Raw genomic sequence first — 25,350 nt, forward strand, 5'->3', positions numbered from 1 at the left:
AAAATCCCGATTTTCGGGATTTTTTATCTGAAAAGCAGATGCTGACTGTGTACGCCTGCTTTTTTCAGCAAAGCCATCAGCTGCTGCTGTTCGTCGATGGACAGGCCGGAGAAAGCCCGGGCCATTCGCAATGTATGTACCGGATAGATCTCATCCAGGTAGGTTCTTCCTTTTTCAGTAAGATTGGCATAAACAGAACGCTTGTCTTTTGGATCCTGCTCCCTGTATATAAATTCATTCTTTTCAAGCTTATCGATCACATAGGTAACATTCCCGCTGACAAGCAGAAGACGCGAGCCAATTTGCTGAAGCTTCTGGGGACCTTTCGTATAAAGAAGTTCAAGCACAGAAAACTCTGTCGGGTTAAACCCATGTTCCTTGCTGTCACGAATTGAATGTTCGGAAACACTCTTAAATGCCCTTGCGAACGTTTTAAAAAGATTCAGTGCAAGTTCAAGTTCTTCATTTGTATAAGACTTCATTCTCATCGCCCTCTTACCTTAACATTGTAAAGATATCTAAAAATTCAAAAAAACCACATGGATTATTTTACTATGACATACTGTTTTTTAAAGGTTTCTTTCCTGCTGGAACTTTGGCTCATTCAATAAGGCCAGATCCTCTTTTTTATTGATATTTGCAAATCGGTCAGGCCGGTCAAAATGCGATTGATCGAGCATGAGCGGCTCGGCGGCATGCAGCAGTGACATCATTTTAAGTTCTCTGTCCTCAAGCTGTTTCTGCAGCACGGGAAGCAGCGAGCGATGGTACATTGCACAAAGCGGATGAACCTTTCCGTGAATAACAGGTACAACAGCTGAATGTCCGGCGGTTTGTAACCCTGTAAAGACAGAGAGAGTCTGCCGGTCAATCAGCGGCATGTCACAAGCAAGGACAAGGTACCATTCAGATTTTACTATTTTCATAGCCGAGTAAATTCCGGCAAGCGGTCCAAGTCCCTTAAATGGAGGAATGTCTTCAAAACTTGTGATCTCAGGATGTTTCAATTTGCGTCCGGAGACTGCAGCAACATCTGATACCGCTTTCAATTCCGAATAAGCATACGTGAGAAATGTGCCGTTTTTGTATGGTTCACATGCCTTATCAGACTGAAATCGCCGCGACATTCCGCCGGCCAGTACAATACCTGCAACTGTCATAAATTCCTCCGCAGTCTTCTTTTAATCATCTTACCACAATTTCGTGTCTCGAGGCTATCTTCTCTTTTCCCTCTGTTCCTGCACCGCGCGTCTTCCAGACAGCAAAAAAAGCCGGAGAACATCTCGGCTTTTGGCGGGATTTAATGAGGAAGGCTGATTAGAAGAATGGCATCGTTTTTGCAATTTTTGCCCGCCATGAAGAGTATAAACCGGGATTCTACGGCTGCACAGGTTTTTTATGGGTGAGTTTCATAAAAGGCACACCGCTGTAAAAATACTGATATTCCTTTTTCAATTCAGACAGCGTCATGCTGCTCAGCACCTCTTCGTCGTGTATGCCGAGCGAGTTCAATTTCCTGCTGTAAAAAAACCCTTTGATCTTCAAGAGCTTTCCGGAACAATTTGCTCATTTTTCACTTCTCCTTTCAAACTGTCTAGTTATCACTCTACCCGCTGATTGTTAGTCCACGGTTAAGCCAGTGTAAAAGTTCAGCTGAATGTGTTAAAAAGCCGTAAACGGTCAAGACTAGTCTCAGGCTATTACATGGAGGAGGCTTGACAATGAATCATATCCGCCCGATTGCTTATCGGACACGCGGGGAACTGCATCAAATCTATTTTCTGAATACACTTGAACCGAAGAATGAGCAGCTGTATACTGCTGAATTCAAATCCGGGAAACTGCTGCTTTTATGTGCTTATGAACACAGATATGACCGCTTCAGCGATGTAACCTCAATGTTTACAGAAGACTATCTTTTTGAGCTCAGTCACTTTTTAACGGACTTTCTTCCTTCCCGAATGGCCAGAAGATCAGGATGATTTTTTCAGGCATGAGTTTTGCATGTACCGCAGAAATTCATGCGCATCTTTTCCGATTTCATTCTGCAGATCCTCAAGCATTTCATCCCTCCTTACATCCAGTTCTACAATCTTCCTGGCAATTTCAGCTGCCTTCTTCAAATCCATGCTGTCTCCTCCTTCAATCTGTTAATTCAAGTGTAATGAGAAAAGATTCATAAATCATCATTGTTGTTAAATAAACTCACAATGTTTTTTATAAATCTGACAATTCATGTTAGATTTTCTGACAAAAGTGCACTTCAACTCATTTCCATAAGGTATAATTGGAAAAAGAAATGAAAGTGCGGGGTGGAAAAATGGAACAGCAGGACCACTCATATAAAGATAAAAAAGTGATTTCAATCGGGATTGTAAGCGAGCTTACCGGCTTATCCCTGCGCCAAATCCGCTATTACGAAGAGAGGCATCTGATTTCTCCGCAGCGGACCTCAAGAGGCACAAGAAAGTATTCTTTTTCGGATGTAGAACGATTAATGGACATTGCCAACAAACGTGAAGACGGCGTGCAGACGAATGAAATCCTGAAAGAAATGCGCAAGAAGGAAATGCGTTCAAATCCTGATTACCGCAAAAAAATGCTTGAAGGCCAGCTAAACGCTCAGTTTCATTTTCGCAATAAAAAATGAGGCGCCTGCTGCGCCTCATTTTTTTATAGTTTAAACCGGTTTACAAGCTGTGTAAGTCTTGTTGAGACGGCAGCCAGTGAATCAGCATGTCCTGATATCTCTTCCATGGACTGGCTTGACTGTTCAGCAGAAGCAGCAGTCTGCTCAATCCCTGCCGCAGCCTCCTCTGAAACTGACGCAATACTTGAAATGGAATCATTCATGATTTCGCTGCTTTTCATAATGCGGTTTAAATCCTTTTGGATGGTCGTGATTCTTCCCGACATTTCTTCAATATACTCTTTAATCTCTGAAAAACTCTCTCCTGTCTTACTGATGGATGCAGACCCTTTTATAATTTGCTTATATCCATCCTTCAGGTTTTCAGCTACTTCTTCTATTTCTTTGCGGACATTGCTGACAATCTTGTTAATATCAACAACTGAGCTTGAAACCTGTTCAGCAAGTTTTCTAACCTCATCTGCCACAACCGCAAACCCTCTGCCGTGCTCCCCTGCTCTGGCAGCTTCAATCGCTGCGTTAAGAGCAAGAAGATTCGTCTGATCTGCGATGCTCTGAATGACATCCACCAAAGTGGAAATTTTCTCTGACTGTTCATCCAGATGCTCTACTTTTTCAACAGTTGTTTCCATAAGTCCATTAATGCGGTTCATCTGATTGACAGATTCATTCATAAGTTCATACCCCGCATACGAATGAGTGAGAACTTCACCAGATGCTTTTGCAACAGCTTCCCCGCTTTGATTCGCGACATAAATGGATTCCATCAGTTCACCCATCGTTTCAGAAAGATCAGAAGCGGAAGATGCCTGCGTCTCAGCTCCCGATGAAAGCTCCTGCATCGTTGACGCAATTTGTTCGCTTCCAGCTTTTAACTCTTTTGAAGAAGCCTGCAGCTGACCGCTTTGCGATGAAACAACAACCGATGCTTCCGAAATGTCCCTGACAATTCCGCTCAGCTGCACATTCATTTCATTCACAGATGCGACAAGACTGCCAATTTCATCTTTCGAATCAAGAGACATGGGCTCATGATTCAGCTGTCCTTTTGAAATATCCTCCATCCTTTTGGCGATGGAATGAATTGGTTTCGTCAAGGCATTTGAAATCCGGACAGAAAGAAAAATACCCGTTCCGATAATAAGTAAAGACAAAACAATTCCAAGAAGATTGATCAATCTTCCCTGACTGATGATCGCGTCACCATCTCTTACAATCGATTTTTCACGCTCTTCAGCCAGGGCGTCAAAGCCCTTTGTAAGCTCATCCGCAAGATTCTGAACATCGCCTCTCAACGTCTGATTGGCTGTCACTCTCATCCCGGAATCAAAGCTTTTAATCACATCTTCCTCAACCATTTTCTCCCACTCGGAACTCTTTTCCATAAGCTCCCTGCTTTTAGGGTTCACACTGCGTTCAAGCAGATTTTTCTGAAGAGATTTGCTTTCTTCCGTCAACTCATAATACTGATCTTTGTATTCATCTTTTCCATAAATGAAATATGCCCTGATTAAAGAAACCCGCTGTGTGATATTGTCCCTGAGCTTGCCTTCTGCAAGCAGCGACTGCATATCCTCCTGCACAATTTTCTTCGTCTGGCTGTTGACCATAGTGAACCCGGCAATCGTAAATCCTGCCATCAGCAGGCTGAGCACCATGATGATCGAAAAACTCCCCAGCAGCTTGCCCTTCAATGTAAGGTTTGACCTCTTGTTAAAATTCCATCCTTTTCTCTTTCTCATATCCAGACCCTCCTATTTAACCAAATCTGCCAAATATGTATGTGTGCAAAAAGACTTATACACCATACATCGGCCATTTTGGCAGAATATTTAGCAAATCGGAAGGTCAAAAGAATGAATAGAGCTGTTGATGGGGGATGAGGACTGGGTGGAGTGCTGTTAAGGGCGGGTTTAGAGCACTTACTGGGTTCATTCGTTGAGGGTTCGTGTTGTTAACGGGGGATTAGAACACTTACTTGGGTCAATCGGCGAGGGTTCGTGTTGTTAAGGGCGGATTAGAGCATTTACTTGGGTCAATCGGCGAGGGTTCGTGTTGTTAACGGCGGATTAGAGCATTTACTTGGGTCAATCGGCGAGGGTTCGTGTTGTTAGAGGCGGAATAGAACACTTTCTTGGGTCAATGGATGAGGGAAAGCGCTGTTAGAGGATAACGAGCCACTATCGAGGTTCCATCTCCGATAAAAGTCGCAGCACTTCAGCGAATGACGCCACAAACCAGGAGCCACTTCCGTTAAAAATGGCACCACTCCAACGATTGACGCCACAAACCAGGAGCCATCTCCGTTAAAAGTGGCAACATTCCAACGAATGACGCCACAAACCAGGATGCAATCCCGTTAAAAGTGGCACCACTCCAACGATTGACGCCACAAACAAGGATTCAATCCCGTTAAAAGTGGCAGCACTCCAGCAAATGACGCCATAAACGACGATCCTTTTCCAATAAAATCGGCGGCACTAGTAGAAACACACACAAATACGAATCCATTCATAGGCTTTAAACATAAAAAAAACCAAACTAGCTACCCTAGTTCGGTTTTTCATGACTAAAATGGTATCAAGCCAGACTCGCTGGCCAAAGTCTATGTTTATCAATTAAACAATTTTAGGATGATCCGGCTCCGAGACAATCTTCGGGTGATCAGGTTCAGAAACAATTTTCGGATGGTCAGGTTCTGAGAAAAGTCCAACTCCCGCTGCAAACGCCAGAGAGAATACGCCAGTGGTTAATCCAACTAATAGTTTCTTCATAAATCATTCTCCTCTTTTCCTAATTTGAATAAGCTCTTTTTAAAGCATTACATACGATTTGATAGTAGTGTGCCGCTGATTTATATTTGTGGCGCTCTTCGAAGTAAGAGGCCATGAGCTCCGAGTATTCAATAATATATTGCTGCTTTTCATGTTCAATAAAGTACGGAATGACCACTTCCAGCATAAAGAATTCAAATTCAGCTGAAAGATTGCCTTTGAGCAGAGAATCATAGACTTTAAAATGATAATCATATTCCTGATTAGGATTCTGCATTAAAATGGTTTGGCCTTCAAGAATCCACTTTTCTGCATCCTCTTTCTTGTCCAGCTGGTAATACGCGTAGAGAATGGAGAAAATTGTGCTTAATGCTTCATGTTTATTTTTGTACTTCAAGGCCTCGTTATAATGAACAATTGCCTGTTCATATTTTTTGGTGATAGAACTTAAATACCCCATGTTATGGCAGATCATTCCTAGTAAACTTTTATCATTCAGCTGTTCGGCTATTTTTCGGGCAAGCTGATAGCTTTCCTCTGACCTGCTGTACTCCTCACACCTCAAATAATTAATCCCAAGCAGGATCTGGCATTCGGCACATCTCATTAAATCATATCTTGACTGATAGATATTTAATGCGAAGTGAGTATATTGAATGACCAGGGCTGCCTTCCGCAGCTGGCTGAGGGTAAGGGCGATTGAATAATAGAGATCCGCTTCTTCCCATTTTTCAAAGGGGAGATGCTTCGTCAAAAACCGTTCAGCTCCTTTAAGATGCATAAGGGCTGAGGAATATTTGCTCTGAAGGTAGTGATGAAGGCCGATGAATTTCTCGTAATAGTACGTCATTTTTTCTTCAAAGATATCTTTATAGAGGCTGATTTTCTCAAGCTTTGCTTCTGCTTCTGCAAAATCTCTTTCTGTGAGCAAGTATCTGAACTCAAAAAGAACAAAGTACAGCATGGCTGTTGTGTCGCTTGTGGAATGGATTTTCTCCCGGAGCTCTTCATATCTTTTTTTGAGAGTATCCTGCCGGCGGTGAACGATATCATGGTACCAGTCAAACAGGGACTTCATGAGCGGAATTTCTTCTTCTTCGATGAGGTTGATCTTAAGTCTGCTGCAGAGGAAATCCAATACCTCGATGCTTGCTGTGGTCTGGTTATTTTCAATTTTCGATAAGTATGAAGTGGAAATGATGCCTCTAGACAGTTCCTCCTGGGTCATATTCTGCTGTATGCGATAGAACCTTATCCGACTTCCGATTTCCATGGGCAGCACCTCATCTACTAATCTGTATATGTCATTCTCTCTTTATTATGACGATTCCTTGTCGTTTCGTATTGGGAAAATAGACTTAATTTTCCGAAATTAAATGAAAAAATACAACCTTATTTCCCAATATTAAAAGTTGTAAGGAAACACCCCTCTGCTTTTCTGCATTAAACGGTGAAAAAAGGCTCATTTTTCCCAATACAAGACCTTCTATTAAAATGGTAGCATAATTAATAGAATAGTCAATCTATTCAATCATTTCTACCTAGGGGGTATTTGATGAAAAAGAAAAAGATTTTCAGTCTGCTTCTTGCTGCTATTCTAGCATTCACAATGGCATTTTCCATGCAGCCGGCAGAAGCGGAAACGGTAAAGAAAGATTACCTCATCGGAATGAAACCAACTGTTAAAGATTCTAAAATGAAAGCATCGATCATCTCCGGTTTAGGGGGCAAGGTCAAGCATCAATATAAATATATGAATGTTGTTCACGCCTCCCTGCCTGATCAGGCAGCGGCAGCGCTCGAGAAAAACCCGAACGTTCTGTTTGTTGAAGAAGATTTCGAAGCAAAAGCCATTGGACAATCCGTCCCTTATGGAATCACACAAATTAAAGCAGACGCCGTTCAGTCGTCAGGGGTAAAAGGAAGCGGTGTAAAGGTTGCCATTCTCGATTCCGGAATTGACGCTTCCCATGAAGATCTGAATGTTTCAGGCGGAGCAAGCTTTATCCCAAATGAGCCTGATCCGTTTATTGATGGCGATAGTCACGGGACTCATGTAGCCGGCACTGTAGCAGCATTAAATAATACAGTTGGGGTGCTCGGTACTGCACCGGACGTTTCTCTTTATGCAGTAAAGGTTCTTGATTCAACAGGAAGCGGCAGCTACAGCGGAATCGCACAGGGAATTGAATGGGCTGTTGCTAATGGTATGGATGTTATTAACATGAGCCTCGGCGGCAGTCAGGATTCAACAGCTCTTAAACAGGCCGCAGACCTCGCTTACAGCAGAGGAGTAGTGGTTGTTGCTGCTGCAGGAAACAGCGGATCAAAGGGCAAACGGAATACAATTGGCTACCCTGCCAAATACAGTTCTGTCATTGCTGTTGGAGCCGTTGATTCAGCAAATGCCAGAGCTTCATTTTCAAGTGTCGGCAGCGAACTTGAAGTGATGGCTCCAGGTGTAAATATTTTAAGTTCGGTTCCGGGAAATAAGTATGCATCTTTTAATGGAACTTCAATGGCTTCTCCTCATGTTGCTGGTGCTGCAGCACTTATTTTGTCAAAATACCCATCCATGTCCAATACAGAAGTCCGAAGCAGGCTGAAAAACACTGCTCTTCCTTTGGGCGACCCATTTTATTATGGTGCGGGATTAATTAATGTCCAGGCCGCCATCCAATAAAGCAAAAGAGCTCACGTCCTAAACGTGAGCTCTTTTCCATCTTTAAACAATTTTTAATTCAACTTCAATATTTCCTTTGACCGCTTTTGAATACGGGCATACGCCGTGAGCCTTTTGAACAAGCTCCATTGCGCGTTCTTCTGACACATCCGGGATATGAACTTCCAGCACAACCGACAGTCCGAAGCCGGAGTCATCTTTTCCGATCGAAACGTGGGAAGTGACTTTTGTCTGGCCAATTTTCTCACGCTCAGTACGGGCAACAAGGTTCAGCGCACTGTCAAAACATGCTGCATACCCTGCAGCAAACAACTGTTCCGGGTTCGTCCCTTCTCCGCCGCGTCCTCCCAGCGCTTTCGGCATTTCAATTGCAAGGTCCAGGAAATTGTCGGCGGTCTGCACCCGTCCTTCTCTGCCGCCAATGGCTGATGCTGTTGCAGTGTATAGCTTTTGCATGTGAATCTCTCCTTTAGTTTCGTATAATTTAATTGCGCACAATTTATTTTTGCAAAACTAATATAACAAGGGTATACTGGTCTTGTCAAATAAGAAATGTCAGGAGAATGTATGATGGCTATAGAGCAATCTCTCAGACTGGAGCAGCAGCTTTGTTTTTCTATTTACGCATGCTCGAGGGAAATGACTAAGCTGTACAGGCCCATCCTGCAGGAGCTTAAGCTGACTTATCCCCAGTACCTGGTCATGCTAGTGTTATGGGAGCAGGAAGAGATGAGTGTTAATGCACTTGGTAAAGAACTGTTTCTTGATTCGGGCACTCTGACACCTCTTTTAAAAAGGCTAGAAGAAGCGGGACTCGTTCAGAGGAACCGGTCAAAAGCAGACGAACGAAAAGTGAACATTTGTCTGACAGAACAAGGACGGAATCTGCAGGCGGATGCCTCACGCGTCCCCGAGTACATGGCTGCAGCAAGCGGACTTACAATAGAGGATTATGAGCGGCTGAACACGGAGTTCAGGCATTTATTAAAAAAACTCACCTCCTCCCAGAAAAAGGTTTAAAATAGGAAAAATCGGCCGATAGTTAAACTATAAACACATGCGGGAAAGCGGTGATGGTTTTGAGCCGAGTAGATCTATTAATTGAAAAGTACCGTCAGAAAATGCTTGAGAGTGCAAGACGAGAGGGACTCAGTTCCCCTTCTACCATCAGAGCGAGCCAGCAGCTTGACCGCCTCTTAAACATTGGCGTCAGAATGCAGGAAGCGTCTAATTGAATTCATGCAAAAACAAAGCCGAGTGAAACCAATCAGGTATCACCCGGCTTTGTTTTTGTTCCTTTTCCGGATTGGATAATAAGCTTAAAATTGGGATTTTTTATATAAAAAAGAGGAAAATCGTGTCATAATGGAAAATGGATTCGGCCTAGCTATTCATGTTAACCGGTTTCGGTTTTGGATAGTCAACACCCGCATCAGGATTTTACTGGATGGTAAGGAGGATATTACAAATGCAAAAGGCATCAATGCTATTTTTACTTCTCGGACTGCTGGCATTGCTTGGAGGATGCACCGAAGATACTGCCAAACCAGAGGATTCCACGAAAAAAAGTCCGCCTGCAGCATCAGCAGAGAACACTACCGATGACGAAGATGTAAGCACAGCTTCAAATGAAACGGAAGAATCCCTTCCGCAGGATACAGCTTCAACAGCTGAAAAAAGCGGCCAAACCCAATCCAAAGAAGGAAGCAGGTCCCAAACCCCCAAAAAGAGTGGGACTGATAATGACAGTTCCAAGGAGACAAATGATCCACTGGACAGCTATTCCAGAGAAGAAATTGAATATGCGAGGGTCTGGACACAGCTTGGTCCAAATCAGGAGCTTGATGAACTGAATATCAGGCACATTCCCCCGGGAGAGCCGGTCAATCCAAATATAGACAACAGCGCAGTCTTTCCAGGCGGTGTCATCCAATTATCCGGCTCCCGATTAATTGACGGTTCGGTTACTTACAGAGGGAATGGCGACGGGACGATTCACGTGTACGCAACCCCGATGCGCTGGGAAGCTCCTCCGCCTGATGCAGATGAAAAAGAGCTGCAAAAAGATACAGAAGATATCCTTAAAAACACAGAACTGGTGCATATCGAACCAAGGGATGGCCAGGAGATTATCAGCTTGATTGAACGGTTAAAGTTTCGCTGACATCCATACAAAAAACCAGGCCCGAAAATCTGAGCCTGGTTTTTAACATTCATCAACCGCTTCCTTCTATTCGCATCACTCTTGTCTCTTTTCGGCTATCTGATCAACAAAATCAACAATGATCCGGTCATCTTCCGTTTCCCTGACGCGCAGAACAATCGCTTTTCTCTCCGTTTGGTCATCCTCGTCATAATAGGCGCGGTAAACGTAAAAGCTTTCTTCCTGAAGATTAAAATCCTTCAGTTCCAGCTTGTCAATTCCCCATTTTTTCTTGAGGGAAATCAATTCTTCGGGTGTATGATAAGCCCCTTTGAGGTAAAGGTCTTTCATCTCCCTTTCATCTTCTTCCAAAATTGCCTCTAACATATCTTCTGCTGCAACAAGCCTCCGGTCTCTTCCTTCGTCTTCGTCCTTGCAGCCTGACAGAAGAAAAGCAAATAAGGCTGTCATGAGAAAGAGCGTAACTTTTTTCACTATAGTCCTCCTGCATGGTGCAAACGACACGTCTCCTGTGTCAGCTTGATAATGTGGACATGTGATCCGGCAGGCTGAACGTAATTTTCTGCATGGCTTCGTTCCAGTCTATTTTCAGCTTCTCGCCAACATCAATATCACAGAGATTTCTTATTTCGCTTGGTATGGTCACGGTTCCTTTGCTGCTTATAATGGTTTCGTTTTCAAAGGTGCTGCTGTCATTTTTCATCAGCTGTATCGTTCTGCCGTCTGTTTGTACAATGACACGCTCACCTGACTGTATGTTTAATTTTTTGCGGATATAGGAAGGAATCATCACTTGACCATTTGACCAAATTTTCACGAAAAATGGGCCTTTTTTCAACGATCTCACTCCATTCCTCTTTAAGATGCCTTCAATTATAACATAAAAAGAGCACCATTTCTCCTCCCGGCTATGCTGTTTAAAGCTGCCTCAGGGCTGTCGAGTTTCTCAGCACAAGTTCAGTCGGCAGCAGATAATCCCTGCCTTCTATCCCTTCATTCAGCGCCTGATAGATCAAATGGGCCGCGAGAGACCCAATTTCGTAGTTGGACTGCTTAACGGTTGATAGCGGCGGAGAGATATACTGCGAGATTTCAATGTCGTCAAATCCAATGATAGAGAGATCATGCGGTATTTTTAAACCCGCTTCCTTAAAGGCTTTAATCGCTCCTACCGCCATTTCGTCATTTGCGCAGAAAACAGCAGACGGGGCGTTCCCCTGCATCATAAGAATTTTGCCCGCGGAGTATCCGCCTTCACGAGTATACTGGCCTTGAAGAATCCAGCTTGGATGGAGATGAATTCCTGAGTCTTTCAGAGCCTGCTTATATCCTTCAAAACGGAGCTGATTGTCCCGGTTATGCGACGGTCCCCCAATGTAGGCAAGCTCTTTATGGCCAAGGTCGATGAGATGCTGCGTTGCCTGATACCCGCCTGAAAAATTATCGACGAGGACATGAATGATGCTGTCACTGTCAAGCTTCCGGTCGAGAACAATAATCGGAAAATCTTCCCTGACGGACTGCAGAATCAGCTCATCCGGAAGGCTTTCAGCAAGAATGATGACTCCGTCCACTCTTCGTTCTCTTAAAAATTTTGTCGCAGTGGTTACATTTCCGCCGATGGCGCTGCAGGCAATCAGCCCGTATTTGTGAGTGAGGAGGGTATCCTGCGCGCCTCTCATCAGTTCTGAATAAAAAGGGCCGGACAGGTCCTGGACAATGATGCCGATTGTTTCTGTTTTGCTTCGCTTTAAATCCCTGGCTATCCCGTTTTTCTGATAGTTCAGGGTTTTGGCAGCTTCCAGAACACGTTTTGCCGTTTCTGAATTCACTCTTGAATTATTGTTTAATGCATAGGATGCTGTGGAAACAGCAACACCGGCCAATTTTGCAACATCTTTGATTGTGGCCATTCTACTCCACCTTACTTTCATGGCTTCTTCTGAATTGCTCGAACAGAGTTTATGCGCGGGATGCTTGGGGTGAATAAAGAGAGGAAATGGTTCTTTGAAAATAATCCGTACAAGCAGGTGTCAAACCCGCCTGTACGGTGTATCCCATAAAGAAGTTCTTATGCCCACCACATATTTGCAGGCTGTTCTTTAATCAGTACGCTCTTTAAGTTTGATACTGCGCGCTGGAAGCCTTCTTCAATCGACATGATCGGATCTTCATGTTCAATGCTTACAACATAGTCATAGCCGTATGTTCTAAGCGCACTGATCATATCTGACCACTCCTGCATGCTGTGGCCGCAGCCGACTGAACGGAAATTCCATGCTCTGGACTGGATTTCTCCGTATGGCTGCATGTCTGTCAGACCATACATGTTGATGTTGTCCTGGTCAAGATACGTATCTTTAGCGTGGAAATGATGAATCGCTCCCGCTTTTCCAAGGATTTTAATCGCTCCTACAGGATCAATTCCCTGCCACCATAAGTGACTTGGATCAAGGTTGGCACCGATGGCTTCACATGTTTCCTCGCGCAATTTCAGCAGCGTGTAAGGAGTGTGAACCAGGAACCCTCCGTGAAGCTCTAATCCGATTTTCACGTTCAGGCTTTGAGCAAGCTCGCCGACTTCCTTCCAGTAAGGAATCAGCTTTTGCTCCCATTGCCACTTCAGAATGTCGCCATATTCGTTCGGCCAAGGGGCAACCGGCCAGTTTGGATATTTAGCATTTTCGTGGTCACCTGCAGTACCTGAAAAGCAGTTGACAACCGGAACGTTCATTTCGTTTGCAAGCTTGATCGTTTTGACAAGTGTTTCATGAGACTCAGCAGCAAAAGCCGAGTCAGGTGAAATCGGATTTCCGTGGCAGCTGAATGCGCTGATTGTCAGTCCGCGTGAAGTAACTTTCTCCAAATACTCATTTTGCTTTTCCTTGTTGCCAAGAAGCTCTTCTAAAGAACAATGTGCATTTCCAGGATAGCAGCCTGTTCCAATCTCAACAGCTTCCACACCTGATGCTTTCACATAATCCAGCATTTCATCGAGGTTTTTATCTGAAAATAAAACCGTGAATACTCCTAGTTTCATCTTGATCTTCCTTTCTATGCTTTTAATAGTTCGTCCATTTTTTTCGAATTAAGCGCAACGGCTTCCATTAACTCGCCTTCAAAATGCTCCTGCTCAGCAATGAACCATGGCAGTTCAAGGTCTTTTCCAAGAGTCAGCAGGCCTTTCATATCAAGGGTTCCTTCGCCAATGACTGTGCTGTGCTTAACACCGTTTGTTTCTTTCATATCTTTAATATGGAGGCTTGCAACACGGTCCCGCTGTTCTTTAATCAGGGAAAGCGGGTCATAGCCGGCATAAGTCACCCAGTAACAGTCAAGCTCAAATTTGACCAGATTGCGGTCTGTTTCCTGAAGCAGGACGTCAAATGGCGTCTGCTCTCCAAATGAATGAAATTCAAAATCGTGGTTATGGTACGCAAGCTGCAGGCCCTGCTGTTTAATCACTTCTCCTGCTTTGTTCAGTTCCTGCGCAACGTGTTTATATGCATCAAGGTCCGTGCGCTGCTCTTCTGTTAAATAAGGAACAATAATTAAATCATTGCCGATTTCTTTATTGTAGGAAATGACTTGGCTGAGCCCGTCCCCTGTCACTTGTTCATAAGGCACATGACTCCCCGCTGCCTTCAGTCCATACTCGTTTAATGCCTCTTTCAGACGGTCTGCCGGCGTGTCGTAATAGCCTGCAAACTGCACCCCTTCGTACCCGCACTCGGCAACTTGTTTTAATGTGCCGAAAAAATCCTTTTCGAGCAGCGTTCTGATTGTATAGAGCTGAAGTCCTTTTTTCGTCATGACATAATCCCCCTTATGATTATAGTTTTACAATCGTTTTCGTTTCGTTCGACTCTAATGCACCAAGTACGATTTTCAGAGATTTGTAGCCTTCTTCCCCTGATACTGCTGGCACTGTATTGCCGATGATGCTGTCGACAAATTTATCAATCACTTTAGATGAGGTTTGTCCGCCTTCATCATTTGACTGAATTTTGCCAAGCTCGTAGTTTACTACTTCACCAGTCGTATATTGTGCGATTAAAGAGAATTGAGGGTGATCTTCTAAACGAAGCACTCCTTTTTCACCATAGATAACCGTCGCATTATCTTCCCTGCTGTATGACCAGCTTGCAGCAAGCGTTCCCATGATGCCGCTTTCTGTTTTAACCACGCAGACAGCGTTATCATCAACGTCTGCTCCCTCTTTTGCTACCGTATCTACAAATGCTGCTACTTCTGTCACTTCTTCGCCAAGAATGTAGCGCATTAAATCAGCTTTATGAACACCAAGGTCTCCCATTGCGCCGATAAACGCATCTTCTTTCTTGAAGAACCAGCTGTCGCGTCCATCAGCACTCCAGCCTTCCGGACCGCCGTGGCCAAATGCTGTGCGGAAAGAAAATACTTTTCCGATATCTCCGTTTTTGATCAGTTCTCTTGCTTTCTCATGAGAAGGCACAAAACGCTGGTTGTGACCGATCATAAGCTTGCGGTTGTTTTTTTCAGCGGCTTGAATCATTGCTTCTGCTTCTTCTTTTGAAGTAGCCATCGGCTTTTCACAAAGAACATGCTTGCCTGCATTCAGCGCATCAATTGACATTGGCGCATGCAGGGCATTCGGAGTACAAACGCTTACAGCGTCGATCTCTTCAAGGGCAAGAAGCTCTCTGTAATCTGTAAATGCTTTTGCATTGTACTGCTGTGCAGTAAGGTTTGCACGGTCTTCGTTAATGTCGCAGACAGCAACGATCTCAGCAAATTTGTTTCCAGCCCATTCAGGCAGATGTCTGTGTTTTGAAATGCTTCCGCATCCGATAATTCCGATTTTTAACGTTTTCATGTTTCTTTTCCTCCTAGTAGTTAAAAAGATGAAATCGATTCCTGCTGCAGAAATCTCTTATTTTTTCTCAAAGTATACTGGTTCGCCGGTTTCGGACGATTTATAAATCGCTTCCAAAATTTCCGTTACAATCAGGGCCTGTTCAGGCTTTACAACTGGATCTTTGTCTTCGACAATTGCTTCAATCCAAAGCCGCGCTTCAATATCTGCTTCGCTTTCGAGTTTTCCGTCCACAACAGATGCTCCGGATTCATCCAGATCAACGTTTGTCGTATAAAGCTTTCCGCGGCGCTCTCCGTTAATGCGGAGACCGCTGTCCATATCCGCTCCGCCTTCTGTTCCCATCAGCGTGCACTTGCTTTCACCGATATTAACGGTATTCAATGCCCAGCTTGATTCGAGGAAAATGGTTGCGCCATTTTGCATCGTAATATAGGCAAACGCCGAATCTTCCACCTGAAACTTTTCAGGATCCCATGGTCCCCAGAGGTTTGCCGCATTTTCCTTAGGTCCAAGCTTATGAAAAGCTGTTCCGACAACCATTTTCGGCTCATAATTATCCATCATCCAAAGTGTCAGATCCAGGGCATGAGTGCCGATGTCAATCAGCGGTCCGCCTCCCTGTTTCTCCTTATCAAGGAACACTCCCCAAGTCGGCACTGCACGTCTTCTGACTGCATGGGCCTTCGCAAAATAAATATCGCCAAGCTCCCCTTCTTCGCAGAGATTTTTCAGGTGAAGGCTGTCTGAGCGGTAGCGGTTCTGATAAGCAACAGACAGCTTTTTGCCTGTGCGCTTCGCTGTTTCAAGCATTCTTTTCGCTTCTGCAGCTGATGTTGCCATCGGCTTTTCACACATAACATGCTTGCCTGCCTCAAGGGCTGCAATTGAAATATCTGAATGGGAATCATTCGGTGTGCAGACATGAACGACATCAATACCCGGATTTGCAAGCAATTCCTTATAATCTGTGTAATGTTCAGCCATCTCTGAACCAAACTGCATTTTTGCTTCGATGGCTCTTTCTTCCACAAGATCAAAGAATGCCACCATCTGAACATTCTTCAGGCGTGCGAGAGCAGGCATATGCTTGCCGGTTGCAATTCCTCCGCACCCGATAATTCCAACTCGAACAATCGTACTCATTGTCCACCTCCGGGTTCATTCCGGCCCATTGTCAGGACCCGTTCTGGAAGCGTGCTTAAGCCGCTGCCGTATTTATAAGTGATTTGAAACGTTTCACAAGATATGGGGCATTTATGTATAAATCCCTTATTCCTGTTCTTCTAAATCAATGTGAAACGTTTCGACAAACCCATTTTAACATGAAAGCGCTTTTAATCAAACAAAAAATTAAAAAATATTTATCTCTCACAATCGTTTTCTTGTAAGCTAAAAAAAGAATGAAAATTGAAAACTTTTTCAGACGTTTGAAGTCTAATGAATAAAGAGGAAAAAGCTTTCACACAAAACTAGGTTCATGACAAACTTGCTTTTTTTATAAACAGGATATATGACCCCATCAAGGAGGAATCCCCATTGACAGATCCCACTCTCGCCAAGGCAGCGATCAGGGGCGATGACCGGGCCTTTCTGCTCGTAATGAAACAGCATAAAGAACAGCTTTACCGGACCGCCTATTTGTATTTGAAAAATGAAAACGATGCGATTGAAGCTGTTCAGGAAGTAACGTACCGTGCGTATAAATCACTCAAAAAAGTGAAGGAGCCGTCTTATTTTACAACATACCTGATCCGAATCATGATGAACTACTGCCATGATCAGCTGAAGCGTCAAAGGAAAGTGAAGCTTGACGAAAAGCTTGCCTCATCGGGTACGGTTGCAGATTCCCTGCATTCCGTGGAAATTCAGGAGGCGCTAAGCAGCCTCAGTGAAAAATATCAGATTGTCATCGTCATGAAATATTTCCAGGATCTGAAAATAATAGAAATAGCCGAACAGTTAAACTGTCCGGAAAGCACTGTTAAAACAAGACTGAAAAAAGCGCTTGCCCTGCTTAGACAGCAGCTGGAAGAAAACGGAGGTGATGGTCATGTTTGAAAAGGAAGAATATAAGCTGAAGCAGATCAGGACGAAAACAGACATGATTGCCGTTCCTTTTGACGAACTCGATGATGCCATCATGGCCGGATATCAGAAAGCGAAAACGGAAAAAAGGCCGTATTCATTAAAATGGGCCGCTATAGCTGCTTCATTATTCATTTTTACGTTTATCACCTTAGTCAGAGTTTCTCCAGCATTTGCTTCCTATGTCAGTTCAATCCCGGGCATGGAACATGTAGTCGAAATCATCAGATACAATAAAGGGTTAATGTCTGCCGCCGAAAATGATTTTGTACAGGAAATCGGTGTATCTGATGAGAAAAACGGCATAGTAATCACCCTGAACTCGGCCATTGTCGACCAGAGAAAGCTCCGTATCTTCTATACAGTTCAAAACAAGTCAGAAAAAGCTGATGTCGGATTGGAGAATGTCAAACTAACATCCGGAACAAACAATCTTAACGAAAATGCGATGTTTAGTTACGGCCATACCGATGAAACGATCGCGCATAATGAAAGCGAACATTCGTCGATTGACTACGACTTTGCTGAACCAATGAACCATGAGGATTTCAAGCTGAACATTGTTGTGAAGACACAAAGACCTCTGTCAAGAGCTCAAGAAGATACGTTTCAATTCGAGTTTAAACTGGATCAGGATTTAGTGAAGGAAAAGATGAGAGAGATTGAGCTGGACAAAACCGTTTCAGTAGAAAACCAGAAGATCACTTTCAGAAAACTTGAAATTACCCCACTTTCTGCAGCCCTTTATGTGGAATATGATCAAGAGAATACGATGGAGCTATTCGCCTTCGATGATATCAGGCTTACAGATGAAAAAGGCGAGCCGTGGTCTCTTTTCCAAAATGGCTTAGTGGGAACGGAAGTCAGCGCCACAGAAGATGTGATTTATCTGGAGAGCAATTACTTTGAAACACCTAAAGAGCTGTATCTGGAATTCAGCAGGATACGGGGAGTGAGTAAAAATGATCTGGAAGTTATCATCGATCCTGTCAAAAAAACAGTAGTTAAACAGCCGCAAGACAATGTTTTCAGCCTTATAGAAGTTTCTGAAAATGAAGTTTCCTTCACCTATACCGAAGATAGAGAAATGTCCAGCATGCTGATTAATGACGTGACTGATGCTAATGGAAAAAGCGTCTATGTCCACTCTTACAATGAGGACTTTGGAGACAGCAAGAAACGGTTCTCTGTTCGATTTGACCGCCGAAAAGCAGGCAGCGGCCCCCTGACTATGAAGTTTATCGACTACCCAGGCTTTCTAAAAGAAAAAACAAAAATCAAAATACAATAAAGAATGCCCGCTCAGATGAGCGGGCATTCCTGTTTAGTTGCGGCGCAGTTTTGCAAGCAGGCGCAATATCTCCAGGTACAGCCAGACAAGCGTGACCAGAAGTGCAAAGCCTGCATACCATTCCATGTGCTTAGGAAGCCCTGCATTCGACCCATTTTCAATAAAATCAAAATCCAAAACAAGGTTTAGAGATGCGACAATCACGATTGCAACCGAAATGAGGATTCCAATCGGACTTGCATCATGCAAAAACGGAATGGCTACACCGAAAAACCCAAGAATAAACGACAGCAAATACATAATTAAAATGCCAAAGGTTGCGGCAAACACACCCAGCCTGAAGTTGCGCGTCACTTTAATCAGTCTGAAGCGATAAGCCAGCAGCAAAGCTAAAAACACACTTGCCGTCAAAAGGACCGCCTGCATCACGATACCTTCATAGAGGGATGCGTAATAGGCTGAGATGCCACCTACAAACATTCCTTCAAGGACCGCATACACGGGCGCGAGCACCGGCGCTGTTTTCGGAACAAAGCTTACAATCAGTGCAATGACAAACCCGCCGATTGCCCCTCCGATCATGATGGCAGATACGTCCTGCCCCTGTGCACTGTAATACCAGGCAGCTCCTGCGGCCGTTATTAAAATAAAGAGCAGCAGAAACGATTTATTAATGGCACCCATCAGCGTCATCGGCTGGCTGGAGTAAGAACCTTCCCGTTTTGCAAAAGCTTTCAAAGCAGGATTAGATGTTCTCATAAGATCAACTCCTTTTTCTCAACTTGTAGTACGTACAGATGCGGAAAAAGTTTCACAGTGAACGCAGCTTACTAGTTTCATTATATCGCAATGATCTCTTATTATGAAAATCTTCTGCCGCAAAGTTCTTCAAGGGGTCTTAGAGGTGTTCCATCACAAAAACAAGGAGACCGCATGCGGTCTCCTTAATGCTTCAGCTTCAGAATGTGCCCGATATTTGCCATTGTTTGCTCTACATACTGAGAACCCTTTCTCAGCGCTTCTTCGAGTGTGACTATGCCTGGCACAATAGAAAATACAGATCCAATCCCAGCTTCATAAACAGATTCATATCCTTCTCCAATTGAACCGGTAAGAGCTATTACAGGAATTCCGTGTTCCTTCGCAAGCCTTGATACGCCCGCAGGAGTCTTGCCATGGATGGTCTGGCCGTCAATTCTGCCTTCCCCTGTGATGACAAGGTCTGCATCTGATATGTGCTGTTTAAGATTCACTGCAGTTAATACAATATCCACTCCACTTTTAAGTTCAGCGTTTAAGAAGGCCATCAGTCCCGCTCCCAGCCCTCCGGCAGCGCCAGCTCCCTTTGTTTGCGCCACATCTGCCCCGGTTGTCTGTTTTAAAAGGGATGCGAAATGGGCAAGATTGCGGTCAAGTACAGCAACCGATTCGGCCGTTGCCCCCTTTTGCGGGCCGAATATGGCAGATGCACCATTTGGCCCTGTCAAAGGATTGTCCACATCGCACGCTACTTCTATTTTCACTTTTGAAAGTTCAGGCATTAAGCCGGAAACATCAATTTCCGCAAGCTCCGCCAATGACCCTCCGCCATGTCCGATTTCCTTTTTCTGATTATCCAGAAAGAGAACTCCGAGTGCTCTTGCCATCCCCATTCCGCCGTCATTTGTTGCACTGCCGCCGATGCCGATGATGATATGCTCAGCTCCCTTTTTGACCGCATCCCTGATCAGCTCTCCAGTACCTGCCGTTGTCGTTATAAGAGGGTTTCTCCGTTCCGCCGGCACTAAATGCAGGCCGGAGGCAGATGCCATTTCGATAACTGCCGTTTTTCCGTCACCAAGCCAGCCGTACTCCGCATCTGCAGGATGGCCAAGCGGCCCCGTGACAGACAGTTTCGTCATCGTGCCGTTCGTGGCATCAACAAGCGCCTGCACAGTCCCCTCTCCGCCGTCTGCAACAGGCACTTTTACAATTTCCGCCCCGGGAAACGTCTGTTTAAGACCTCTTTCAGCCGCTTCGCATACTTCAAGGGCCGTCATGCTTTCTTTAAAAGAATCAGGTGCGATGACAATCTTCATCTCGAACATCTCCTATCCAAACAGTTTAAATACACCAAAGATCAGGGTAGAAATCACCGCAAGTGTCAGCCCGACAAGTGATTCATAAGGAATAAGCTTCATTCTCTCCTTCATTCCCATAAACACACTGCCTCCTGTTGCATGGAAGAAGCTTCCGTGCGGAAGGTGATCAAGTACTGTTGCGCCCGCATGAACCATAGCCGCACCTGCAAGTGCAGGTATTCCAATCTCCAAAATCGCCGGAGCAAACACACTGCTTGCAACAGCTGTTCCTGCTGTTGTAGAGGCTGTTGCTGCTGACATTAAGATCCCGGAGGCAGGCGCCAAAATATAGGCAGGCAGACCGGAAGCATTGAGCCCTGCAACAATGACATCTTTCAGACCGGAATTTGCGATGATGCCTGCCAGTGTACCGGTTCCAATCAGCATGATCGCAACACCTGACATTTTCAGTAACCCGGATGCTGCAAACTCTGTTAAACGCGTCATATTTTTTGTAGCAATTGCACCGATCAGCCCCCCTGCAGGCAATGCAATAATCGGGTCTATGGCTATATCAAAGGCAGGCCGCAGGGAAAGAAGCAGAATTGCTGCAGCCGGCCCGCTGACAGCTGCCGCAAATGATGGAAGGCTGCCTCCATCATTTGAAATGATTTCTTCCGACTTGATCTGCTCGCCTTTTCTCACCATTCTCTTAGCAAGCACATATGTGACGGCAACACCGAAAATGGCAGGAATGGCACCTGCCGCCATGACCGATGTTAAAGGAACATTAAACGCATCAGAAGCTGCTATCGTATTCGGATTCGGCGACATAATATTTCCCGCTTTGCCTCCTCCGATCATGGCAAGGAGTATCGCAGGCTTTGACAGCTTCGCTTTAAATGCGATGGCCAGGGCAATCGGTGCCACTGTAATGACGGCCACATCCACGAACACACCAACCATAGTAAGCAGCATGGTTGATAAGACCAGAGCAAGAAGCGAACGCTTCTCTCCGATTTTTTTTATAATTGTATCAGCAATCACCGAGGCAGATCCTGATTCAATCAGTACTCCAGCCAGTACTCCTGCAGCCAGAATTCTAAGAACCGCGGGGGTAATATCTTTTGCTCCCGCAATCATCAGCTCAACGGTTTCTGTCAGATTCACTCCGCCCAGAAGCCCCCCAATAAGAGCTCCTGCCATCATTCCATACGCGGGAGGAACTTTTTTCAGAATGAGAAAAATGGCTGCAATGAGTGCGCATAACGCTCCGAAAGCGCTTACTTGAATATCCATCGTGATTTCCTCCTTCTCTCTTTTTGCTCCTTTCATTGTAACCGCTTACTTTTGTGAAATCATTGTCCATACAGACAAAAAAAGACGGCCTGCCAGTGCCTCTTTTTTGTGCATATGCACAATCAGACAACCAGCAAAGCCGTATACAGCGTCAGTAAATCTTTCATTTTCCTTGGATTCAGAGAGGTCGATTCTTCTATTTTATCAAGCCTGTATCTCAGTGTATTTCGATGAATAAACAGCTCTTCTGCTGTATGGTTCATATCTCCGTTCTGATTGAAAAATAATCGCAGAGTGTCAAGTAGCTCACCGTTTTTGTCCATTTCATCAAAAGCGTTCTTAATATCCTGTAAGTAAACATCCTTTTGTCTGTCATATCCCCTGCGAATTAATACAGGCAGCGCCATTTCTTTATACTGAATAAACGAACCTTCTCGCGCTCCTCCTGAAGCTAGGGCATCCTTTGCACTTTCATACGACAGGGCAGGACCGTTAAACCCCTTATAAACGTACCCCGCTGCCCCTCTATGCGCGTACTGCTGCGAAAGTTCCGCCATTTTCATTAAAAATGCAGGGCTTTGACTTGAGCGGCAGTCTTTAAGAAGGACAATTTCCGCAGCACCCGGAATGACAATCAAGCCATCTGCAGCGTCTTCAAGCTGTTTTAAGAAGAGATTCCGCTTCTTTAAATTCATATCCTCTTTTAGAACAAAGACAATTGCCTGCCTTTCAATGTCCAGATTAATCCTCAGCCTTTGGGCACGCTGTGCAAATTCTCTCCTGTCGATTATTTTCCCTTTTATCAGCTGGATCAGTGTTTCCTGCCTCAACGTTTCATTCCAACGTATTTGATCTGACAAATAAGCCTGCTCAATGGTCAGTTCTGCCGCCATTTTCACAAGTTCTCCAAGCGGTCCTACAACATCCGGATCTCCGGTAATGCCAATGACTCCAATTAATTCATGATGAAAATAGATTGGCAGGTTTACTCCTTTTTTCATCCGTTTCTTGCCGTCTTCTTCTGACACAACGGCTTTTTTACCGGTTTGAATGACACTTATTGCACCGGTATGTATGTCCCCAAGCCTTTTTCTATCTCCTGAACCAATGATTGTGCCGTCTTTGTCCATGACATTGATGTTATATGGAATGATGGACATTGTCCTTGATACGATTTCGTTTGCGAGTTTTTCATTCATTGTCTGTCACCTGCTGATTTTTGATTTATCTTACCACAGCTCCATTATTCGAAATTAATGAAACTTTCTGTCAAGTGGAGCGTATTACTGATTGAAGGCCTATTCCTTTTCTTCCGCAGTTTAAAACGGTCAGGGGGTGATCACCATTTCAGTTCATACTATTGAGGCCATTTACCTTGCAGGACTCATTATTGCCGGTGTTCTGACTCTTATCTTCGTCTTTTTCGGAGACATCTTTGAAGGAATCAGCGAAGCCGTCCCTTTTTTCAGTCCCACACTTGTTCTCGCTTTTATCACATTCTTTTGTGCGGGCGGATACATCTTTGAAGTAACCGGCATTTTCTCTTCCATATTATCTGCTGTTCTTTCCGTTATGGCATCCTGTGTCCTTGTTGCTCTTCTTCATTTTTTCGTCCTCGTGCCTTTGTCATCTGCAGAAGAGTCTCTTTCTTATCATGAATCGGATTTAAAAGGCCGAACAGGACAGGTCATTACATCTATTCCTGCAGACGGCTTTGGAGAAGTGCTGCTTACAAGCAGCGTGGGGTCCATTTCAAAAACGGCCTCAAGCTTTGATCATACACCAATTGCAGGAGGCACGAAAATACTGGTGATTGAAAGCAAAAACAGCATCGTCTATGTAGCACCCTATCAGCCATTCGAAGAAACTCTTTAGGAGGAATTTTTATGTTAACTACTATCATTGTCATTGCTGGAATTGCTCTATTTGTCCTAATCGCTCTGCTTGCAGTTTTTGTTGCCAAGTACCGTACTGCAGGACCTGATGAAGCATTGATCGTGACGGGAAGCTATCTGGGCAGCAAAAATGTCCACATGGATGAAAACAGCAATAAAATTAAAATTGTACGCGGAGGAGGAACGTTCGTACTGCCTGTCTTTCAGCAGGCTGAACCGCTGAGCCTCCTGTCAAGCAAGCTTGATGTATCAACTCCGGAAGTGTATACAGAACAAGGCGTTCCGGTCATGGCAGACGGCACAGCCATTATTAAAATCGGAGGTTCTATCAGCGAGATCGCAACCGCTGCCGAACAATTTCTCGGGAAATCAAAAACAGACAGAGAGCAGGAGGCTCGTGAAGTTCTTGAAGGGCATCTGCGCTCCATTCTTGGCTCTATGACGGTAGAGGAAATCTACAAAAACAGGGAGAAGTTTTCACAGGAAGTACAGCGGGTAGCTTCTCAAGACCTGGCAAAAATGGGTCTTGTCATTGTCTCCTTTACCATTAAAGATGTCCGGGACAAAAACGGGTATCTCGATTCGCTTGGAAAGCCCCGTATCGCACAGGTAAAGCGGGACGCAGATATTGCAACAGCGGAAGCCGAGAAAGAAACGCGCATTAAACGTGCTGAGGCAGCAAAAGAAGCAAAAAAATCAGAGCTTGAGAGAGCAACAGAAATTGCAGAAGCTGAAAAAATGAATCAGCTGAAAATGGCAGAGTACAGAAGAGACCAGGATACTGCTAAAGCAAACGCTGACCAAGCCTATGATCTTGAAGCCGCAAAAGCAAGACAGAAGGTCACTGAACAGGAAATGCAGGTCAAAATCATTGAACGCCAGAAGCAGATCGAGCTTGAAGAAAGAGAAATCCTGCGCCGCGAGCTTCAATACGATTCTGAAGTAAAGAAAAAAGCAGACGCTGACCGTTATTCAGTAGAACAAGCCGCTGCAGCAGAAAAAGCGAAACAGCTTGCAGATGCAGACGCAAATCAATACCGCATTGAGGCACTTGCAAGAGCAGAAGCTGAACGAATCCGCATGGACGGTCTCGCAAAGGCTGAAGCTGAACGTGCTCAAGGGGAAACAGAAGCTGAAATCATCCGCCTCAAAGGACTTGCAGAAGCTGAAGCTAAGGAAAAAATTGCAGAAGCCTTTGAACAATACGGCAAGGCAGCCGTACTCGATATGATCGTGAAAATGCTTCCTGAATATGCCAAGCAAGTAGCTGCTCCCCTATCCAATATTGATAAAATTACTGTCGTGGACACTGGAGGCGGCGGAGAAAACAGCGGAGCAAATAAAATCACAGGCTATGCTACAAATCTCATGAGCTCACTGCAGGAAACACTGAAGGCATCATCCGGCATTGATATGAAAGAACTGATAGAAAACTACTCCGGCAAAGGGAATATCAGACAAAGCATCGATCAGCTTTCATTAAGACAAAAAGAGGCAGATCAAGCTGAATAATTTCAGCGAAAAAAAGCGCATGCCGGTGTCGGCATGCGCAAGCAGGAAGAGGTGTCTTACAAACATGAGGCTTATGAGA

At 44.5% G+C, this 25,350-nt stretch carries 28 protein-coding genes; 10 read left to right on the forward strand and 18 right to left on the reverse strand.

Annotated features, from left to right (window positions below; genetic code table 11):
* Positions 1–23 precede the first annotated feature (23 nt).
* On the reverse strand, positions 24–482 hold the full coding sequence (locus RKD52_RS14550; RefSeq protein WP_369732696.1) for a MarR family winged helix-turn-helix transcriptional regulator: 459 nt from the start codon (positions 480–482) through the stop codon (positions 24–26).
* A gap of 87 nt (positions 483–569) precedes the next feature.
* Positions 570–1,160: a molybdenum cofactor guanylyltransferase gene (locus RKD52_RS14555; protein ID WP_454100246.1), complete on the reverse strand. Its 591-nt coding sequence runs from the start codon at positions 1,158–1,160 to the stop codon at positions 570–572.
* A gap of 561 nt (positions 1,161–1,721) precedes the next feature.
* Here RKD52_RS14555 and RKD52_RS14560 point away from each other — a divergent pair.
* A complete protein-coding gene (locus RKD52_RS14560) occupies positions 1,722–1,982 on the forward strand; it encodes a hypothetical protein (protein WP_454100247.1) in 261 nt (86 codons plus the stop codon).
* Here the strand turns inward: RKD52_RS14560 and RKD52_RS14565 are convergent.
* Positions 1,974–2,129 (reverse strand): hypothetical protein, encoded by a 156-nt coding sequence (locus tag RKD52_RS14565; protein WP_369732691.1) that lies wholly within the window; start codon positions 2,127–2,129, stop codon positions 1,974–1,976. The genes RKD52_RS14560 and RKD52_RS14565 overlap by 9 nt on opposite strands.
* 191 nt (positions 2,130–2,320) lie before the next feature.
* Between RKD52_RS14565 and RKD52_RS14570 the strand changes: the two genes are divergently transcribed.
* Positions 2,321–2,650, forward strand: a complete 330-nt coding sequence (locus tag RKD52_RS14570; RefSeq protein ID WP_029281840.1) for a MerR family transcriptional regulator — start codon at positions 2,321–2,323, stop codon at positions 2,648–2,650.
* A gap of 23 nt (positions 2,651–2,673) precedes the next feature.
* Here the strand turns inward: RKD52_RS14570 and RKD52_RS14575 are convergent, their stop codons facing one another.
* The 3 genes from RKD52_RS14575 to RKD52_RS14585 form a co-directional block, all read right to left on the reverse strand.
* Complete coding sequence (locus tag RKD52_RS14575) at positions 2,674–4,392, reverse strand: methyl-accepting chemotaxis protein (protein WP_454100248.1); 1,719 nt, start codon at positions 4,390–4,392, stop codon at positions 2,674–2,676.
* 876 nt (positions 4,393–5,268) lie between these two features.
* Positions 5,269–5,424, reverse strand: a complete 156-nt coding sequence (locus tag RKD52_RS14580; RefSeq protein WP_158001601.1) for a hypothetical protein — start codon at positions 5,422–5,424, stop codon at positions 5,269–5,271.
* Between the two features lie 19 nt (positions 5,425–5,443).
* Complete coding sequence (locus RKD52_RS14585; RefSeq protein WP_454100249.1) at positions 5,444–6,697, reverse strand: helix-turn-helix domain-containing protein; 1,254 nt, start codon at positions 6,695–6,697, stop codon at positions 5,444–5,446.
* A gap of 282 nt (positions 6,698–6,979) precedes the next feature.
* Here RKD52_RS14585 and RKD52_RS14590 point away from each other — a divergent pair, with 282 nt between their 5' ends.
* Positions 6,980–8,107, forward strand: a complete 1,128-nt coding sequence (locus tag RKD52_RS14590; RefSeq protein WP_454100250.1) for a S8 family peptidase — start codon at positions 6,980–6,982, stop codon at positions 8,105–8,107.
* Positions 8,108–8,149: 42 nt separating this feature from the next.
* Here the strand turns inward: RKD52_RS14590 and RKD52_RS14595 are convergent, their stop codons facing one another.
* Positions 8,150–8,563 carry an organic hydroperoxide resistance protein gene (locus tag RKD52_RS14595; RefSeq protein ID WP_426864345.1) on the reverse strand — a complete coding sequence of 138 codons (414 nt, stop codon included), beginning with the start codon at positions 8,561–8,563 and terminating at the stop codon, positions 8,150–8,152.
* A gap of 111 nt (positions 8,564–8,674) precedes the next feature.
* Here RKD52_RS14595 and RKD52_RS14600 point away from each other — a divergent pair, with 111 nt between their 5' ends.
* The 3 genes from RKD52_RS14600 (at position 8,675) to RKD52_RS14610 (ending at position 10,271) form a co-directional block, all read left to right on the forward strand.
* Positions 8,675–9,127: a MarR family winged helix-turn-helix transcriptional regulator gene (locus tag RKD52_RS14600; protein ID WP_454100251.1), complete on the forward strand. Its 453-nt coding sequence runs from the start codon at positions 8,675–8,677 to the stop codon at positions 9,125–9,127.
* A gap of 59 nt (positions 9,128–9,186) precedes the next feature.
* Complete coding sequence (locus RKD52_RS14605) at positions 9,187–9,342, forward strand: aspartyl-phosphate phosphatase Spo0E family protein (RefSeq protein ID WP_369732680.1); 156 nt, start codon at positions 9,187–9,189, stop codon at positions 9,340–9,342.
* Between the two features lie 233 nt (positions 9,343–9,575).
* Positions 9,576–10,271, forward strand: coding sequence for a hypothetical protein (locus tag RKD52_RS14610; RefSeq protein WP_454100252.1), 696 nt, complete (start codon positions 9,576–9,578; stop codon positions 10,269–10,271).
* Between the two features lie 75 nt (positions 10,272–10,346).
* Here RKD52_RS14610 and RKD52_RS14615 read toward each other — a convergent pair whose 3' ends face one another.
* The 7 genes from RKD52_RS14615 to RKD52_RS14645 form a co-directional block, all read right to left on the reverse strand.
* On the reverse strand, positions 10,347–10,745 hold the full coding sequence (locus tag RKD52_RS14615; RefSeq protein WP_454100253.1) for a hypothetical protein: 399 nt from the start codon (positions 10,743–10,745) through the stop codon (positions 10,347–10,349).
* A gap of 40 nt (positions 10,746–10,785) precedes the next feature.
* Positions 10,786–11,109, reverse strand: coding sequence for an AbrB/MazE/SpoVT family DNA-binding domain-containing protein (locus RKD52_RS14620; RefSeq protein WP_454100254.1), 324 nt, complete (start codon positions 11,107–11,109; stop codon positions 10,786–10,788).
* Positions 11,110–11,188: 79 nt separating this feature from the next.
* Positions 11,189–12,184 carry a LacI family DNA-binding transcriptional regulator gene (locus tag RKD52_RS14625; RefSeq protein ID WP_454100255.1) on the reverse strand — a complete coding sequence of 332 codons (996 nt, stop codon included), beginning with the start codon at positions 12,182–12,184 and terminating at the stop codon, positions 11,189–11,191.
* Between the two features lie 158 nt (positions 12,185–12,342).
* Entirely contained in the window at positions 12,343–13,311 is a 969-nt protein-coding gene (locus tag RKD52_RS14630) for a sugar phosphate isomerase/epimerase family protein (protein WP_282033321.1), read from the reverse strand.
* A gap of 14 nt (positions 13,312–13,325) precedes the next feature.
* Positions 13,326–14,084, reverse strand: coding sequence for a sugar phosphate isomerase/epimerase family protein (locus RKD52_RS14635; RefSeq protein ID WP_454100256.1), 759 nt, complete (start codon positions 14,082–14,084; stop codon positions 13,326–13,328).
* 19 nt (positions 14,085–14,103) lie between these two features.
* A complete protein-coding gene (locus tag RKD52_RS14640) occupies positions 14,104–15,126 on the reverse strand; it encodes a Gfo/Idh/MocA family protein (RefSeq protein ID WP_029565411.1) in 1,023 nt (340 codons plus the stop codon).
* A 57-nt stretch (positions 15,127–15,183) separates the two neighbouring features.
* Entirely contained in the window at positions 15,184–16,272 is a 1,089-nt protein-coding gene (locus RKD52_RS14645) for a Gfo/Idh/MocA family protein (RefSeq protein ID WP_454100257.1), read from the reverse strand.
* Positions 16,273–16,665: 393 nt separating this feature from the next.
* Here RKD52_RS14645 and RKD52_RS14650 point away from each other — a divergent pair, with 393 nt between their 5' ends.
* The gene (locus RKD52_RS14650; RefSeq protein WP_454100258.1) at positions 16,666–17,187 is read left to right on the forward strand and encodes an RNA polymerase sigma factor; all 522 of its coding nucleotides are present in this window, start codon (positions 16,666–16,668) and stop codon (positions 17,185–17,187) included.
* On the forward strand, positions 17,180–18,505 hold the full coding sequence (locus RKD52_RS14655) for a DUF4179 domain-containing protein (RefSeq protein ID WP_454100259.1): 1,326 nt from the start codon (positions 17,180–17,182) through the stop codon (positions 18,503–18,505). Before RKD52_RS14650 ends, RKD52_RS14655 begins: the two co-directional genes overlap by 8 nt.
* Positions 18,506–18,538: 33 nt before the next feature.
* Here the strand turns inward: RKD52_RS14655 and RKD52_RS14660 are convergent, their stop codons facing one another.
* The 4 genes from RKD52_RS14660 to RKD52_RS14675 form a co-directional block, all read right to left on the reverse strand.
* Entirely contained in the window at positions 18,539–19,264 is a 726-nt protein-coding gene (locus RKD52_RS14660) for a Bax inhibitor-1/YccA family protein (protein WP_454100260.1), read from the reverse strand.
* Positions 19,265–19,449: 185 nt separating this feature from the next.
* Positions 19,450–20,583: a glycerate kinase gene (locus tag RKD52_RS14665; RefSeq protein ID WP_454100261.1), complete on the reverse strand. Its 1,134-nt coding sequence runs from the start codon at positions 20,581–20,583 to the stop codon at positions 19,450–19,452.
* A 12-nt stretch (positions 20,584–20,595) separates the two neighbouring features.
* Positions 20,596–21,864, reverse strand: a complete 1,269-nt coding sequence (locus RKD52_RS14670) for a GntP family permease (RefSeq protein ID WP_454100262.1) — start codon at positions 21,862–21,864, stop codon at positions 20,596–20,598.
* Between the two features lie 122 nt (positions 21,865–21,986).
* Positions 21,987–23,063, reverse strand: coding sequence for a CdaR family transcriptional regulator (locus RKD52_RS14675; protein WP_454100263.1), 1,077 nt, complete (start codon positions 23,061–23,063; stop codon positions 21,987–21,989).
* Positions 23,064–23,202: 139 nt separating this feature from the next.
* Between RKD52_RS14675 and RKD52_RS14680 the strand changes: the two genes are divergently transcribed.
* Together RKD52_RS14680 and RKD52_RS14685 are read left to right on the forward strand one after the other, a co-directional pair.
* Complete coding sequence (locus RKD52_RS14680) at positions 23,203–23,739, forward strand: hypothetical protein (protein WP_454101235.1); 537 nt, start codon at positions 23,203–23,205, stop codon at positions 23,737–23,739.
* Positions 23,740–23,750: 11 nt separating this feature from the next.
* The gene (locus RKD52_RS14685) at positions 23,751–25,271 is read left to right on the forward strand and encodes a flotillin family protein (RefSeq protein WP_454100264.1); all 1,521 of its coding nucleotides are present in this window, start codon (positions 23,751–23,753) and stop codon (positions 25,269–25,271) included.
* Positions 25,272–25,350 lie beyond the last annotated feature (79 nt).

Source organism: Metabacillus sp. SLBN-84 (assembly GCF_053629595.1).

Coding starts and splice junctions, on each gene's coding strand:
- RKD52_RS14550 (WP_369732696.1), bottom strand. CDS start 482: ATGAAGTCTTATACAAATGAAGAACTTGAACTTGCACTGAATCTTTTT.
- RKD52_RS14555 (WP_454100246.1), bottom strand. CDS start 1,160: ATGACAGTTGCAGGTATTGTACTGGCCGGCGGAATGTCGCGGCGATTT.
- RKD52_RS14560 (WP_454100247.1), top strand. CDS start 1,722: ATGAATCATATCCGCCCGATTGCTTATCGGACACGCGGGGAACTGCAT.
- RKD52_RS14565 (WP_369732691.1), bottom strand. CDS start 2,129: ATGGATTTGAAGAAGGCAGCTGAAATTGCCAGGAAGATTGTAGAACTG.
- RKD52_RS14570 (WP_029281840.1), top strand. CDS start 2,321: ATGGAACAGCAGGACCACTCATATAAAGATAAAAAAGTGATTTCAATC.
- RKD52_RS14575 (WP_454100248.1), bottom strand. CDS start 4,392: ATGAGAAAGAGAAAAGGATGGAATTTTAACAAGAGGTCAAACCTTACA.
- RKD52_RS14580 (WP_158001601.1), bottom strand. CDS start 5,424: ATGAAGAAACTATTAGTTGGATTAACCACTGGCGTATTCTCTCTGGCG.
- RKD52_RS14585 (WP_454100249.1), bottom strand. CDS start 6,697: ATGGAAATCGGAAGTCGGATAAGGTTCTATCGCATACAGCAGAATATG.
- RKD52_RS14590 (WP_454100250.1), top strand. CDS start 6,980: ATGAAAAAGAAAAAGATTTTCAGTCTGCTTCTTGCTGCTATTCTAGCA.
- RKD52_RS14595 (WP_426864345.1), bottom strand. CDS start 8,563: ATGCAAAAGCTATACACTGCAACAGCATCAGCCATTGGCGGCAGAGAA.
- RKD52_RS14600 (WP_454100251.1), top strand. CDS start 8,675: ATGATGGCTATAGAGCAATCTCTCAGACTGGAGCAGCAGCTTTGTTTT.
- RKD52_RS14610 (WP_454100252.1), top strand. CDS start 9,576: ATGCAAAAGGCATCAATGCTATTTTTACTTCTCGGACTGCTGGCATTG.
- RKD52_RS14625 (WP_454100255.1), bottom strand. CDS start 12,184: ATGGCCACAATCAAAGATGTTGCAAAATTGGCCGGTGTTGCTGTTTCC.
- RKD52_RS14630 (WP_282033321.1), bottom strand. CDS start 13,311: ATGAAACTAGGAGTATTCACGGTTTTATTTTCAGATAAAAACCTCGAT.
- RKD52_RS14635 (WP_454100256.1), bottom strand. CDS start 14,084: ATGACGAAAAAAGGACTTCAGCTCTATACAATCAGAACGCTGCTCGAA.
- RKD52_RS14640 (WP_029565411.1), bottom strand. CDS start 15,126: ATGAAAACGTTAAAAATCGGAATTATCGGATGCGGAAGCATTTCAAAA.
- RKD52_RS14645 (WP_454100257.1), bottom strand. CDS start 16,272: ATGAGTACGATTGTTCGAGTTGGAATTATCGGGTGCGGAGGAATTGCA.
- RKD52_RS14655 (WP_454100259.1), top strand. CDS start 17,180: ATGTTTGAAAAGGAAGAATATAAGCTGAAGCAGATCAGGACGAAAACA.
- RKD52_RS14660 (WP_454100260.1), bottom strand. CDS start 19,264: ATGAGAACATCTAATCCTGCTTTGAAAGCTTTTGCAAAACGGGAAGGT.
- RKD52_RS14665 (WP_454100261.1), bottom strand. CDS start 20,583: ATGAAGATTGTCATCGCACCTGATTCTTTTAAAGAAAGCATGACGGCC.
- RKD52_RS14670 (WP_454100262.1), bottom strand. CDS start 21,864: ATGGATATTCAAGTAAGCGCTTTCGGAGCGTTATGCGCACTCATTGCA.
- RKD52_RS14675 (WP_454100263.1), bottom strand. CDS start 23,063: ATGAATGAAAAACTCGCAAACGAAATCGTATCAAGGACAATGTCCATC.
- RKD52_RS14685 (WP_454100264.1), top strand. CDS start 23,751: ATGTTAACTACTATCATTGTCATTGCTGGAATTGCTCTATTTGTCCTA.